Genomic DNA, 16,442 nt, shown 5'->3' with positions numbered 1-16,442 from the left:
GCAATATGACTACAACTGAAATGCAATCGAGTACGGAACAAAATCAATGGTTCTATGAAAATGCGGGGCAGAGGATCGGCGCGATTTCCGAAGAAGAAATGATTACTTTAATTCGGAATAAATTTTTGACGCATGGCGCGCTGGTTTGGCGTAAAGGATTTCCCAATTGGACTCAAATCGAAAATACAGAACTCAAGACGTATTTGGATAGCACATCACCACCGCCACTTACTGGTGATCATGTCAATAACACGCTCGTCTGGGTTTTGGCATTTGCGCCAATTCTAGGGTTCTTGTTAGAGCACTTTATTGCAGGTGCTGTGTACCACACGAATGAGCAAGCGGCAGAGGCGGCAATTGCCAATGGCACGTTTTGGTATGTAACACTCTTCTTAAATATTGGGCTTTCATTTTGGGATGAAAAGAAATTGAAGCTCTCTGGTACTGACACTGGGAAATTTGGCAGTTGGGTTTGGCTAGTACCAGTTTATTTGTTCAAGCGCGCGGGAGCATTAAAGCAAAGCCCAGCATATTTTTTCGTCTGGATTACTTGTTTTGTTTTGGTACTGCTAACTGCTGTGTAGGTGTGTAGAACTATGGCGGTTGATTGAGTTAATTGTATTTTTGACTTACTCAAATTTCCGCTGCCTCTCGACCAAAAAACTTTGGTCAATTTTTTTAAACAAATGTGAAAGGTATAAAAATGCGTTCAATCGTTCTCTCAATTGCATTGCTTGCGGCTTGCAGTCAAGTTTTTGCCGCATCAAACGTGGGGCAATGTGTCTATCCAAAATCGAAACCGGGTAAAGGTGGTCGATTAGAATTTATCAAACCCATCTACATTTCGCCAACTCCTGCGCCAAGCGAAAAGCAAGTTCTCACAACTTTCGATGCATTTACCATCAAGGCTGAAGCTAATGGTTTTGTACAACTTGCTACTGTGCCCGGAGTTGAGGATGCTCCAATCAAGACAATTGGTTGGGTGAAACTATCTGATTTTAAGATTCTTGATTTGAGAAACTGTAACTGAAATGGAGTAGAGTGGCACAGTCGTTCAATGACTGTGCCACTTTTTCAGAGGGCTTTTTTAAAGTCACAAAACAGTTTATGGCATCATTTTTTTTGCTGATTGTGATGAATAAAACTTGATAAAGAATTTAAATTTCAAAATTTCCTAGAAATAATATCAGATTGCTATTGATAAAAAAATTGCATTGCTATAACGTCATGTTCGTGATTGTAACTAGTTGTAACGAATTTAATAGCGATGAATTATCAAGAACTGAATCAGACTTCTTTTTTTTGGGCATTACAAGGTCTCTGTGCCTTGCACCGCAAGCCATTTTCCTTAGAACTTGCGCAACAGCAATGTGCAGCTCCTTATAGTAATCAGGCCTTGCATCATGCTTTGGATGAAACGGGTCTAACAGCCAGCACTCACAAATGCGCTGCCAAAAAACTGCACCAAGAATCCTTTCCGCTCATTACCTGGTGTCGTGCGCCGATGTCGTCAGAACTTGAAAGCAGTACGGTAGCTAGTTCAAGCAATCTCATCTCACCGGCCTTAATTCTGCAAGCCGACCGCACGCATGTGTTGGTGGTGGAGCAAACCGACAGCGCTCCACGAACCATCACGCTAGAGCAATTTCAATTACGCTATACCGGCCAAATCACCCGTGTTACTCCAAAAATAGATTCCGGTATCGACGCCGACAGCGCAGAACAAGAACGCCAAGCGCGACGATTTGGCTTTAGTTGGTTTATCCCCGAACTCTTAAAACACAAAAAACTCTGGCAAGAAATCTTGCTGGCCTCTTTAGTGATTCAACTCATCGCACTAGCAACACCACTTTTCACCCAAGCTATCATCGACAAAGTCGTCGTTCATCGCACTCAAAGTACGCTGATCGTGATTGCCATCGGCATGTTAGTTTTTATGATTTTCTCCGCAGGCTTATCGTGGTTGCGACAATACTTAGTGCTGCACACTGGCAATCGAGTCGATGCGGTTTTAGGTTCTGCCGTATTTGAACGCCTGTTCAAACTCCCACCACTGTACTTTCAGCACCGTTCCACCGGTGTGATTGCTGCCCGTATGCACGGTGTAGAAACCATACGAGAATTTATCGCCAGTGCTGCGGTGACGATCATTCTCGATCTGCCGTTTTTATTGATCTTCGTGGCGATCATGTTCTATTACAGCGTGACCTTGACTTTGATCGTGTTAGCCATACTCGCCGTGATTGTGACGCTCAGCGCCATCGTCGCCCCGATGTTTCAAACCAAGTTACAACAACAATTTCAACTCGGTGCCCGCAATCAAGCTTTTATGACTGAATACATCGTCGGCTTAGAAACGGTCAAATCACTGCAACTAGAACCCCAATTGAATAGCAAATACAGCGGCTATCTAGCCAGCTATCTGCAAGCTGGTTTCGACACCAAACAACTCGCTAATACCTATAACACCGTCTCCAATCTATTAGAGCAAATCATGACCCTGTTTATCCTCGCGATAGGTGCCTACACCGTCATGCATAGCACTGAGTTCACGATAGGGATGCTGGTCGCCTTCCAAATGTTCTCAGGACGTTTATCACAACCGATGTTGCGCTTGGTCGGTTTATGGCAGCAATTTCAACAAGCCCGTTTATCGGTGGATCGTTTGGGCGATTTGATGAACGCGCCTACAGAGCCTTATTCCATGGTGCCAAGCCGTGACGGTAAAAAGAGTGGCAAAGTGCAGATAGAACAAATCGCCTTCAAATACGCTGAAGAATTACCCTTGGTCTATGACAATCTCAGCCTGACAGTAGAACCCGGTCAAACCATCGGCATCATGGGACCATCCGGTTGTGGCAAAAGCACGCTCGCCAAACTACTGCAAGGCTTCTACCAACCAACTGCCGGGCGCATCTTGGTAGATGGCGTCGATATCCGCTATTTATCTGCCAACGAGTTACGCGCTCACTTTGGCGTGGTGCCCCAAGAGACCACCTTATTCTCCGGTACCATTTACGACAATCTACAAATGGCCAGTCCAGATGCCAGTTTCGAGCAAATCGCTGCTGCCTGCAAAATGGCCGAGATCCATCAAACCATTGAAGCTTTACCGAAAGGCTACCAAACCGAAATCGGCGAACGCGGTGCTGGCTTATCTGGCGGACAAAAACAACGCATCGCCATCGCCCGAGCCTTACTCAAACGCCCCAGTATCTTAGTCTTCGACGAAGCCACCAGTGCACTCGATATCAATACGGCAGAGCACTTCGCGCAAACTATCAACGGCCTGCGCGGCAAAGTGACTATGCTCTTCATTACGCACGGCTTACCCAAAGGTTTGCATGTTGACGCTGTGTATCGACTGGGTGCACAGGGAGCACAACGTGTCGCATTAGCACCAGCAGTCGGTAGCAATGCTTAGAGCATCTACTTAATTGGATTGGCCGCGAATAAAGATGTGACGTGCACAATAAACATAAGAATTAATACGGTAAAAAATGAAACAAGCAAATACCAATAACCCAGCGCAAGATGTGCAAGCTGCGCCAGCAACACTAAGCGCCCAAGTTATCCAATTACGCCCACCCACGCGCTGGCACGACCCACTACAACTTATTCAAAATAATCCGCCTAGTCAAACAGGTCGCATCGTCCTATGGTCAGTATCGATACTAGTCTTCATCCTCATCATCTGGGCAGCCTTTGGCAAGCTCGACATCATTGCCAGTAGCGAAGGCAAATTAGTCCCACAAACCCTAGTCAAAATCGTACAACCCGCTGAATCTGGCATCATCAAAGAACTTCTGGTCAATGAAGGCGACAATGTCAAAGCAGGGCAAGTCATTGCACGTTTAGATACCACCTTAGCCAACGCCGATCAAAGCAGCATCAGCAATGACCTGCGCACCCAACAAATGCAAGTGCGCCGACTACAAGCTGAACTCAATGATCAAGCTATGCAAAGCAAAGCAGGAGACGACAATGCGCTCTTCAATCAAATCCATAACCAATATCTAGCCCACAGAAAAACTCTACGCGATAATCTCGATCAAGAACTCTCTCTACTTCAAAAAGCCGAACACGAACGTAAAAGCGCGCTAGAGATTTTAAGCAAATACGAACAAATCTTACCTTCCCATAAAAAGACTGCTGACGCCTATGCCGAATTAGAAAAAGAAGGCATCGTCGCCAATTCACAAAGCGCAGAAAAACAGCGCGCCGCTATCGAAACACAAAAAAATCTCGACGCCCAGCAAGCCACAGTAGCCGCTCTCAATGCCACCATCAGCGCCCAACAAAAACGCCTCACACAAATCAAAAGCACCTACCAATCTGAACTACAAAAAGAACTCGCCGACCTTCAACAAAAGATCGGTCAACTCCAACCCACATTAGACAAAAGCAATTACAAACAAGGCTTGATGGAACTCAAGGCCCCCCAAGACGGCACCATCAAAGACATCGCCACCACCACGGTTGGCGCAGTGGTGCAACCCGGCAGTGTCGTCATGACGCTCGTTCCCAAAGGCGAACAACTGTATGCCGATGTCAGTATCAAAAACGAAGACGTTGGCTTTGTGGAAGTGGGTCAAAAAGTCCAAATCAAAGTCGTCACCTATCCGTTTCAACGCTTCGGCATGTTAAGCGGCAAGCTAACCCATCTCAGTGCCGATGCCACGGAAGTTAACAAGCCCAATACTGCAGCTAGCAATAGTAATGCGACAGGAACGAATGAAAACAATGCGAGCGTGACAGCCACCTACAAAGCACGCATCCAGTTGGATCAACAAAGTTTGATCGATGCACAAGGCAAGAAGTACCAGTTGAATGCAGGTATGCAAATTGTGGCGGAGATCAATCAGGGAAGGCGTAGTGTGCTGGAGTATTTGTTATCGCCTGTGCAAAAAACGGTGAATGAGGCTGGGCGGGAGCGTTGAAATATTCGCGTGCTATTCGCATTGACTGCGATGAAGCCAAGCAAATGAAGATGCTTGAAAATAGTACATGCTGTTTTATCGTAAGGTAAATATTTTTAAGGTTTTGGGATATATGATGATAAATTTAATAACTAAACTTTGTGTTTTCATGAAGGTTGCTACATTAGATTCAATGAAAAAAATAGGTTTTTGGTTAATTTTTTTTGTGATTTTTATATCTGTGATGTTTATTGTTTTTTCTGGTTTTGTTGCGTCAACCCCTTCAGATTTATCAAAAAATCTTGTCTTTATCGTTAACGCGCAGCTGAATAAGCAAGACCTCGAAAATAATTTTGGTGTTTCTGCGGTTCGAGATGGTGACTCAAAATGCGGAATTGTAAGTTGGTTTGGTTCTGAAAGCGATTGTACTTTGATTGAAATTCCAGATCAGACTGTTCGTAGTCCGTTGTTTGATAAAGTAGTCAAAGTAGCCCTTTTTCCTTGTGATTTTACGAATTCACTTTCAGACCATGATCGGACCGAATTGGAAATTTACTTTAATTGTAAGAATAAAAAACCAAGATTCAGAGTGATATTTCAAGTAGTTGCATTGTCAAAATCAAGGCCTGAAATTGACGTAACCATTATTGAGCGCAAATTTATCAGATCAATTGAAGTGAAAAATTATTAAGGAAAATGAAATGCCAGATTCAAAAGTTGTAATAAATCAGATTAATCGAGGAACTGATGGAACTATGTTTGGGCACGTTTGGGTTGTTGTTACCGACTCCAAGGGTGTAGATCATTCTTACGGCTTTACTCCAAATGATATTCTTTTCGGACAGACACCTTCTCCTTGGTCCGAAGGCAGGGTCGAAACTAAAGACAATACGTTACATCCTAATCCTGACTTCTCGAAAGAGTATTCAATTTCCGACGCTCAAGTCCAAAAAATTATTGATTTTGCCGAGAAAATTAAAGCGAATCCGGGCCCCTATAATTTGGAGGGGATGAACAATTGTACGACTTTCGCGACTAAAGTGTTGGTGAATGCTGGCGTTGTGCCTAGTGGCGGAATGCTTCCCGCGATACCAGCTATGATTCCAAATTGGGTGCGAGCAAAAGGTATTCAAAGTGGAAATATAAAACGTATCGCAAGCGGCCCGAGAGTGCTCAGAATACCTGCGGGCGGGATTGGAGGAATTGGTGGCGGATGGGGGGCGAGTGGTATGGGGGGCGGGGCTGGCAACGCTGGGTCTGCTGGTACACGTCCGCCGGTAAGGGATCCTCTCGCTATAGATTTAGATGGTGATGGAATTGAAACAACATCTTCGCGTGATGGAACGATAATATTGTTTGATCACAATAACGATGGTATCAAGACTGGTAGTGGTTGGATCAAACCTGATGATGGTTGGTTAGCAATCGACAAAAATGGAAATGGCAGTATCGATTCTGGTCGGGAGCTTTTGGGAGTAGATACACTAAAAAAGAATGGGGAATTTGCTCAGAACGGGTTTGACGCTTTGTCTGACTTGGATGCGAATGGTGATAGCAAAATTGATGCGGACGATGCGGAATTTAAGAATTTGCGAGTATGGCGGGATTTAAATCAAGATGGGGTAAGTCAAATTGAGGAATTGAGCACGCTCGCTGAGATAGGAGTGTCTTCGATTAATGTTAGTTCGATTGGTGGTCGACTTGATCTTGGCAATGGAAATGTTCAGACTGCAACTGGAACCTTTACACGTACAAGTGGATCAGCTGGGCAGTTGAGTGAAACGACCTCAGCAGTTGCGAATTTAGACCTACTAGTTGATACGTTCTATAGAAAATTTGTCGACGCGATTCCACTTACTTCGCAAGCAGAATCGTTGCCTGATCTCTTTGGCTCTGGTCGTGTCAGGAATCTGCGTGAGTCAATAAGTTTATCGTCTAGTTTGGGAGATTTTGTCCAAATTTATTCAAACCTCACAACTCGCAGTCTTCAGATCGATTACCTAGATCAATTCATTCAATTGTGGGCTGATACTTCTGATATGAAGTCTTATCGGCAACAAGCTCTTGATTTGTCAGAAAGCGGTGTCTCGTTAAGCTACCATTTAGCCACTTACCTTCCCGGCAATGCTGATTATGAGAGTTTTATGCGAAAACTCGGTGTTGTGGAACGATTTATGGGATTTTCATACGGCGGGCCGACGGGGGAGGCTCGATTCGAATATCTTACACCTTCCTCTGGGGCACTGTCGGTTACTCTTACCGGGGCGCAAATTGCATCGATAGAGTTGGCATACGATCGTTTAAAGTCAGATATTTACGAATCATTGCTTCCCCAAACTAGAATGCGTGGTTATTTGGATATTATGGACTCGTCGATTATTGAGGGAGACTTCTCTAATGAAAAAATTGAGGGCCGTTTTTTAGCTGAGATAAGTCAGAAAGGGCGAGAGGGTATTGTTGATCTACTTGAGTTTGTGAGTTCAGTTGGTTCAAAGTCATTATTGGAGATGGGGTGGGACGCCAAAATTTTTATCTTTAAGCAATTGATGAGCTTTTCGAGTTCTCAAGTGGAATCATTTTCCCAAGAGATGACTGAATGGACTGTCAAATTTAATGAAGTTACACAGTCCTCTACTCAATCTTCGAAACGAAATGATATTTTAATCAGGAACATATTAAGCGAATTAGTCCGAGGTGATGATGGCGACGACTTTATTCTTACAGGAAATGGTAATGATTCGCTTTTTGGAGAAAATGGTAACGATTTTCTTTGGGGAGGCTCTGGCGACGATATTTTGAGTGGTGGGAGTGGAGATAATGTGTATGCATGGGGATTAGGAAGTGGGAAGGATAGAATCGAAAGTTATAACGAAACTGTCGATCATGTAGATAGATTATTAATTCTTGGATCGCTCGTAAGCACTGATCTTACGTTTAGGAGAATCGGCTCTGATTTGCAGATTTCTATCATAGGAAATAATGATTCGCTTCGTATCAAAAATGCATTCAACAATTTGGATGATTCGAATTGGAATTCGATGATTAGCGAGATCATGTTCTCCAATGGATCTTCAATGAACGCCAATGACATTCAGGCATTGTCTTTGATTGGAAACTCACAGAAGGATTATCTGCGAGGCTTCATCGGCAATGATGTTCTTAACGGATTTGATGGTGACGATCTGCTCGAAGGTGCTGCTGGCGATGATTTCCTGATCGGCGGTTTAGGCAACGATGTGTTGAAAGGTGAAACTGGAAATGATTTCTATCAATTTGAATTAAATTGGGGCGCAGATACAGTAATTGATCTTACCGGGAAATCCATCATACGTTTCGGCGCGGGTATCGAGCGAGATAACTTATCTATTACACGAGAAGGTGACGATGTCACGATCACAGACACCCGAAATAATAGTTCTATCTTTTTCACTGCTTATAGTCGGGCAGGTGACCAGGCGTATTTGAACTCGGAAATTCAATTCGACAATGGTGATAAATTGACCTTGCGTGATTTCCTCATTACGAAACTGACCTGCACTAACGGTAATGACACGATTCGGGGAACGAGTCTTGATGACACGATTGTCGGCTTGCGCGGAAATGATACTTTAGTCGGTAATATCGGTGATGATTTCTTGCAAGGTGATGCTGGCGATGATTTCCTGATCGGCGGCGAAGGCAATGACACGATATTTGGTGGCAGTGGTAACGATATCCTGTTAGGTGGATCAGGTAACGATACCTATCGATTTGGTCGAAATCAAGGAAGTGATTTTGTGATTGATCGAACTGCAGGAGTTGGTGTCGGAGGTGAAGATAAAATCGTGTTGGATGCCGATGTTTTGCCAGTGAACGTCAGTTTGTATCGCACGTCTAGTGTGAACTCTGCCTACTATAACGCAAATAATGTCGATGACTTGATTCTCGTGATTGATGGTTCTAACGAACAACTTTGTATTGCCGATTATTTTTCTACTACCGAAGATATGGCGGTCGAATCTATTGTGTTCGGAAATGGTGTCGTTTGGACTAAAGCAGATATCCTGACTAAATTGATTAATCAATCTGGTACGGTGTCCAATTTCACTGCTACAACCGGTGACGATACGTTTACGGTTGATCATTCACTCGATCAAGTGTCTGGAGAAAGAGGCGGGCATGATCGCATCGTGAGTTCAGTTTCTTACGAGTTGCCCAATAATTTGGTCGCAGATATTGAGTTATCGGGCGTACTCAATCTCAACGCATCTAGTTGGGGAAGTGGAGCCATTACGGGCAATAGTGGCGATAATATTTTACGTAAAAATGGCCTGGGAGATTTTTATTATGATCACGCGACCCTGACTGGTGGTAAAGGCAATGATCTCTATTTCGCTCGTGGATTTATGGATCGTAATGGTGCTAAATTAGACGAGATTAATGCTGACAAAATAAATGATACCGTCATTGAAAATGCTAATGAAGGTTACGATACCATCACTACAACGGCCTATAACGCGACCTTACCAGCCAATGTTGAAAAACTGGTGGTCAGTGGCGAAGGAATGTATGCATGGTATTTCCCGACCAGCACGTATATCGTGAATCATTTCAATGGTAACGAACTGGATAACGTGATTGATGCTTCTGGTATTTCAAGTGGCAATCCGATCATTGACGGCGGCTTGGGCAAAGATACGATGATAGGCGGTGGTGGCGACGATACCTTTATCGTCGATAACGTGGATGACATTGTCATTGAGACCTTGTTGACGAATCGCTCTGATTCATTGAGTGCGTTTAAGGGAGATACGATTGAGTCCAGCGTTAGTTATGCACTTCCTGCAAATGTAGAAAACCTTAGCCTGACAGGCACAAACGCGATCAATGGCACAGGTAATGAGTTGAGTAATCGCTTAGATGGCAGCAAAAATTCTGCGATAAATCATTTAAGCGGAGGTCTGGGTGACGATACCTATATTGTTGATGTGAATGATGTCATTCATGAGAACGTCGGTGAAGGCAATGATACGGTTGCATTTAATAAACCGGGTAACTATAAGCTGTCAGATTATCAGCAGATAGAAAACATTGCTTTAGAAGATTGGGCTTATGAATTAAATGGTCCCAATTCGATTACGGGCAACGCATCTGACAACATCATCACTGGTAATTCAACAAGCAATACGTTAATTGGTGGAGCTGGGAACGACGTTATCTACGATTGTTCTAAAGAGGGCTCACGAAAAATTGATTCGTATCAGTACGGACTCGTCAATGATCAAGATCAATTGATTGGCGGGCTAGGTAACGACACCTTGGTCTCGTATTCAGGCGCTGATACCTTAGATGGTGGTGAAGGCGATGACAGCTTATACGGTGGAAAGGGTGATACGACATTTGTGTTTGGTCATGGCTATGGTCATGATCGCCTGATTTCTGATAGTGGCGATTGGGGGGCTAATTCCGCCGGTGATCGAGTTGCATTCACGTTGGATGTACATGCAAACGAAGTGCTTTTTAGCCGCAACGGGACGACATTGTCGGTTGGCTTACAAGGAAGCGCGGATGTCTTCGACATCGACAATTTCTTTGTCGATCAATCCTCATTGCAGCTCACTAATACGATAGAAAAAATTGTATTCGCCGACGGTAGCTATTGGGATAGCTCTACAATTGTTTCACGTCTATTATCTGGAAATGCGAATTCTCCAACTTCTGGAAATGATTTGATCGCTGGCAGTGGTGGGGATGACGTCATTGATTCTCTTGACGGCAATGATGTTATTCAAGGCGATAGCGGTAACGACACCCTCAATGGGAATCGTGGTGATGACAAGATATTTGGTGGCCTAGGGAATGATACCTTGATTGGTGGTATCGGTAATGATGTTCTTGTCGGTGGTAGTGGTGCTGATATTTATCGATTCTCGCGTGGTTTCGGTCAAGATTTTGTAGAGGAACAAGGGACACCATCAGCAACAGAGTTAGATACCATTATTTTTGATAATACGATCTTGCCTGCCGATGTGCGGGTTGAGTTTGGTATTGGGGAAAGTGAATCTGCGATTTATCTCAAAATTAGAAATACCGAAGATCAAATTATTTTGAGAAGCAGTGAAAGTAAGACACCTTGGTCTACCTATTACCTTTATCAAAATGGCGTAGAGCGAGTGCAATTTGCTGACGGCACGATTTGGAATGTGCAAGACCTTCTCGATAAGGCTACCGCGAATATTAATCATGCGCCTTACGTCACCAATGGCATTCGTGATCAGGCCGGTAAGAATGGTGGGGCGTTTAATTTCACTATTCCAAGCAATTCATTTAGTGATATGGATGTTGGCGATACTTTAAATTACTCGGCTACTTTGGCTGATGGTACTCCGTTGCCAGCTTGGTTGAGTTTTAATGCGACGACAAAAACATTTAGCGGCATCCTAAATGCCACAGACACGATCTATTTGCAGGTAAGCGTAGAGGATAGTGGAAAACTAAAAACATCGACAACATTTTCAATTTATTTGGATCAAGATCAGACCATTTCTGGCACATCTGCCAATGATACGCTGCGAGGTGGTATTGGTAACGACACGATTTATGGTCTGGCTGGAAATGACACACTGTATGGGGGGTATGGCAAAGATACTTTCGTGGGTGGTGCAGGTGATGATTATTACAGCATCGAAGATGAAGGTGACGTCATTGTCGAGAATCTGAATGAGGGCGATGATTTTGTCCGCTCGAATGTCAGCTACACACTCAGTGATAATGTCGAAAGATTGGCGTTAGATGGTGGGAGTGATCTCAGCGCAACTGGTAATGCCTTGAATAATGGACTCTGGGGGAATGAGGGTAGTAACGTTCTCACTGGTGCTAGAGGGAATGATTATTTGTCAGGTGGATTAGGCAATGATATCTATGTCTACAATCGTGGAGATGGGCAAGACACTGTTGACAATAAAGACTTGCTAACGGCAACAGATGTTGTTCGTTTTGCTGGCAATATTGTGGATACCGATGTGCTTGCGTTTAAGTCGGGTAATACCTTATTCCTCAAGATTAAAGGTACAACGGATCAAATTGGTATCAGTAATTACTATGCAGCGAATACAACTTTGAATGGCGAAGCAGCCGATTACAAAATCGATAAAGTTGAATTCTCGAATGCGGTCACCTGGAATCAAGTGATGATTCAAACGATGGTTGATCGTGCGACCAACAACAAGGCACCGACCATAGCAACAGCAGTGCCAAATCAGACAACGATAGTGGGAACAGTGTATTCATTCACTGTTCCCGTGAATACTATCGTAGATACCGATGTTGGTGATTCGGTTACCTATAGCCTGAAGATGCAAGACGGCTCTGCATTGCCAAGCTGGCTTAGCTTTAATTCGAGCACCAGAGTACTGTCTGGAACGGCAGCGGCAGGCAATGTTGGAGCCTTGAACCTGACGTTGTGGGGTACTGATAACTATGGACTAGCCATCGGTCAGTCGTTAAAGATGACGGTGAGTGCAGCAAATCGTACGCCTGTCTTAGCGACACCATTAGTTGATCAAACTGCCGCACTTTCAACGGCATTTACTTATACAGTCCCAAGTACAAGTTTTACTGATCCAGATGCAGGCGATGTACTCGGTTATACCGCGACTTTAGCCGATGGTTCAGCTTTACCATCTTGGCTAAGCTTTAATACCAGTACACGAACATTTAGTGGTACGCCGAGTGCAGTTGGAACTATCAGCGTGAAGGTAACGGCGAAAGATGCAGGAAACCTCTCAGCCTCTGATGTATTCGACTTGGTCGTCAGCGTCACCAATCTCAACCTCACAGGTACCAGCGGTGCAGATACACTCACCGGTGGCGCAGGCAACGACACCCTAAGCGGATTAGCGGGCAATGATAAATTGACCGGTAATGCTGGTAACGATGTCCTTGATGGCGGTGCAGGCACAGATACCCTGATTGGTGGTTTAGGTGATGACACGTATGTGGTCGATGTGGTCACTGATGTCGTCACAGAAAACCTGAATGAAGGTACTGACACCATCAAGAGCGGCGTCACCCTGACGTTACCTGCGAATGTTGAAAATCTCATTCTCACCGGAACCACCGCCATTAACGGCACAGGCAATGCATTGCCCAACACTATTACAGGTAACAGCGCCATCAACACCTTGGACGGTGGTGCCGGTGCCGATACTTTAATTGGCGGTGCAGGTAACGACATCTACGTGATCGACAATATCGGCGACCTCATCACCGAAAACAGCGGAGAAGGTACCGACCAAGTCAATAGCAGTGTGTCGTATACATTGTCTGCCAACGTCGAGAATTTAACGCTGACCGGAACGGCAAGCATTAACGGCACCGGTAACGCGCTAGCGAACACCCTCACGGGCAATGCTGGTAACAATATACTGGACGGTGGTACTGGCGCGGATAACATGATAGGTGGTGCAGGGGACGACACCTATATCGTAGACAATACAGCAGACGTGGTCACTGAGGCTGCGAGTGCTGGTACTGACCTTGTCCAAAGTAGTATCAGCTACATCCTCGGCACCAACATAGAGAATCTCACCTTAACTGGTAGTGCAGCGATTAACGCCACCGGCAATACTGTGGCGAATATCCTAGTCGGCAATAGCGGCAATAATATTCTCGATGGCGGCACAGGTGCCGATACCATGTCGGGTGGTGCGGGTAACGATATCTACATCATCGATAACGCTAGCGATGTTGCGACAGAAAATACGGGCGAAGGCAATGACCAAGTCAAATCCTCAGTGACCTACACACTGATCGCCAATCTGGAAGCTTTGCTACTGACCGGCACAACGGCTATCAACGGCACTGGCAACACTTTAGATAATTTATTGACTGGGAATAGCGGCAATAATGTTCTTAACGGTGCCGCAGGCAATGATATTTTGCAAGGCGCAGCAGGCGACGACACCTTGACCGACACTGCCGGCAATAATATCTTCGATGGCGGTGCAGGAATTGATGTCATTGCCGCAGGCGTTGGCAATGACTTCATCGCCGGTGGCCTAGGCAACGATACGATCACGACCAGTACCGGAACCGATGTGATTGCCTTTAATCGCGGTGATGGTATGGACATCGTCAATGCCAGCACAGGCAAAGACAACACGCTATCGCTCGGCAAAGGGATTAAATACGCCGATTTACTGTTCAAGAAATCGGGCAATGACTTAATCTTAGTCACAGGCACGAGTGAACAAGTCACGATGAAAGACTGGTACGCCAACGTCAACAATCACAGCATCGCCAATTTACAGGTAGTGATTGAAGGCACGACGGACTATAACGCTGCATCGACTAATAAGCTAAATAACAAAAAGATTGAACAATTCAATTTTGATGGTTTGGTGACCAAGTTTGATCAGGCCAGAGCGGCGAATCCTTCATTGACCAGTTGGGCATTGTCTGCGTCGCTGTTGGAGTTTTATTTGAATAGTAGCGACACTGCTGCAATGGGTGGTGACCTTGCTTATCAATATACGAAAACGGGCAGTTTGTCTGGCTTCACAATGGCACCTGCATTGAATCTTGTGTCAAGTGCACAGTTTGGAACAGTGAATCAGACCTTGCAGCCTGTCGCTAATTTGAAGGACGCGACGGTTAGTTTGGTTTAGTTTGATATTGATGAAGTCCGTAAATCACTTCGTAACAAAGAAGTGATTTACGGATTGAGTCTCTTTTTAGAAAGGAAAAGATTTCTTTATGTGTTAGGTATGGTGCTCGGGATTTTGGGATTCAAATTTAAGTAAGTTATTCCAGTCCTCATAGCAAGAATGTGACATTATTGATGGTAGGGTTTATTTGACAAGTTCTGCGGTGTGGTGCAATTTGTGTACCATTCGCGTCGTTAATATGTACGTGTAAGTGCTGGGTCAGTATGGTGAGCATTGGTGATTTGGGCGGAGCGTCTCAGTGGAACTGGGTCAACGATTTTTGTGACGATTCTTTTGGTTATAGTGTGGCTTCTTGTAGCGGGTCGTAATTATCGATTGATGTATCAGTAGATGAGCTCAAAGCGGTTTTTCCCCGATTGATCTGGTGTACAAAGCAGTCTGGTCAGAGCCGAGTTGATAGAAATTTGTCCGAGTAGAGATTATCTAAGGTTGCATTTTGCTTGAAAAAATTTTATGTGTTCTGGGTCTTCGACATTCTCTTCGTTGAAGTTTCGCATTCATTGTAAGTTGAGCATGCTTCAGATGTTAGTTGTCAGACTATTTGCTGATTTCTTGATGTGCAAAAATGAGACCAAGTTTCAAGTAGACTTCGACGCTGCTCAAGTAAGTCTGTCCGATGATATGCTGCCTCCACTTTGTTCTGGACAGTATGTGCCAATGATCTTTCAGCTAAATCCCTAGCATATCCTTGCTCACTACACCAATCACGGAAGCTTGATCTGAATCCATGTGCTGTGGCAAATCTTCCGGGAGTATCGCTTTTCGCTTTTACTCTTCTTAAAAATGAAGTAAGTACCATGTCAGATAGTTCTTTTTGTTTACGTGGAGAAGGGAATACTAGCTCCTCATGAAAACCTTGTTGAGATCGTAAAATTTCGATTGCACGTTTTGAAAGGGGAACACGGTGTAGTAATTTAGCTTTCATCCGTTCAGCAGGTACGATCCAAGTCTCTTCTTGAAAGTTAACTTCAGACCATGTCATTTCCCTGACTTCACCTGAGCGTGCCGCAGTTAAAATTAGGAATTCCAGCATGGGTCGTGTGACGTCATACTTGTTTCCATTTCTTAAGTGCGTTTTGATAAACAATGGTATATCCGCCCAGGGCATTGCAGGTTGGTGCTTAGTTCTAACTGATTTGCTAGGTTGAGGGGGAAGTAGGTACTGCACAACGTCGACAGGGTTTGACGGGCAATATTCGTGTGCCCAAGCCCAAGCCATAACAGCATGAATGCGTTGTTTAACTCGACCAGCCGTTTCAGGTATTTCTAGCCAAATGGGGCGTAAAGTATCTGCGATGTGTCTCGGTTGAATTTGATCAAGCAGTAATTTGCCGATAATTGGGAACACATATTGTTCTAGAGTGTTAATCCATTGTTGCCCATGTTTATCATTCTTCCAACTTGGTAGAAGCTCTGCGTGCAGGAGTTTAGATGCTTCTTGAAAAGTCGGAGCTTTCGATACTTTTGCAATCTTTGCTTTTTCTTCTAGAGGGTCTATCCCTTGTTCAATTTGTGATCGCATTTCTATAGCTGCTTTGGCAGCTTGGGCGATGCTAACTTCGGGGTAACTTCCTAATCCAGCGTTTCGGCGTTTTTGTGTAATTGGACTGACAAAACGTAAAACCCATTTGCCCGATCCTTTAGTGTTGGATGGGTGTAACGCTAATCCTGTCACTCCTCCGTGGGGAAGAATTCCAGATTCAGAGGTAATTGAACGTGCTTTGACATCTGTTAATGTAGCCATTTATACGATGTTTTTAAGGTGGATTGATAATTTCAGTATGCCATTCAGTATGCCATTTTTCAGTGGATTTTG

General features: G+C 44.4%; 7 protein-coding genes. 6 read left to right on the top strand and 1 reads right to left on the bottom strand.

All coding sequences use genetic code 11. The features are described from left to right. Positions 1-5: 5 nt before the first annotated feature. The 6 genes from KDM90_RS02485 (at position 6) to KDM90_RS02460 (ending at position 14,566) form a co-directional block, all read left to right on the top strand. Positions 6-584: a DUF4339 domain-containing protein gene (locus KDM90_RS02485; RefSeq protein ID WP_212673999.1), complete on the top strand. Its 579-nt coding sequence runs from the start codon at positions 6-8 to the stop codon at positions 582-584. 104 nt (positions 585-688) lie between these two features. Next, positions 689-1,030 (top strand): hypothetical protein, encoded by a 342-nt coding sequence (locus KDM90_RS02480; RefSeq protein ID WP_329605283.1) that lies wholly within the window; start codon positions 689-691, stop codon positions 1,028-1,030. A 237-nt stretch (positions 1,031-1,267) separates the two neighbouring features. Further along, complete coding sequence (locus KDM90_RS02475) at positions 1,268-3,424, top strand: peptidase domain-containing ABC transporter (protein WP_212673998.1); 2,157 nt, start codon at positions 1,268-1,270, stop codon at positions 3,422-3,424. 76 nt (positions 3,425-3,500) lie between these two features. Then, the gene (locus KDM90_RS02470) at positions 3,501-4,940 is read left to right on the top strand and encodes an HlyD family type I secretion periplasmic adaptor subunit (protein WP_212673997.1); all 1,440 of its coding nucleotides are present in this window, start codon (positions 3,501-3,503) and stop codon (positions 4,938-4,940) included. Positions 4,941-5,007: 67 nt separating this feature from the next. Further along, a complete protein-coding gene (locus tag KDM90_RS02465) occupies positions 5,008-5,610 on the top strand; it encodes a hypothetical protein (RefSeq protein ID WP_212673996.1) in 603 nt (200 codons plus the stop codon). A 10-nt stretch (positions 5,611-5,620) separates the two neighbouring features. Then, positions 5,621-14,566 (top strand): putative Ig domain-containing protein, encoded by an 8,946-nt coding sequence (locus tag KDM90_RS02460; RefSeq protein WP_212673995.1) that lies wholly within the window; start codon positions 5,621-5,623, stop codon positions 14,564-14,566. Between the two features lie 592 nt (positions 14,567-15,158). On the opposite strand, the gene KDM90_RS02455 is transcribed toward KDM90_RS02460, so the two are convergent. Beyond that, positions 15,159-16,370, bottom strand: coding sequence for a tyrosine-type recombinase/integrase (locus KDM90_RS02455; protein ID WP_212673994.1), 1,212 nt, complete (start codon positions 16,368-16,370; stop codon positions 15,159-15,161). Positions 16,371-16,442 lie beyond the last annotated feature (72 nt).

The sequence above is a fragment of the Affinundibacterium fentianense genome (genome assembly GCF_018139545.1).
GTDB lineage: Bacteria > Pseudomonadota > Gammaproteobacteria > Burkholderiales > Burkholderiaceae_D > Undibacterium > Undibacterium fentianense.
This window is presented reverse-complemented; position numbering and strand designations above follow the sequence as displayed.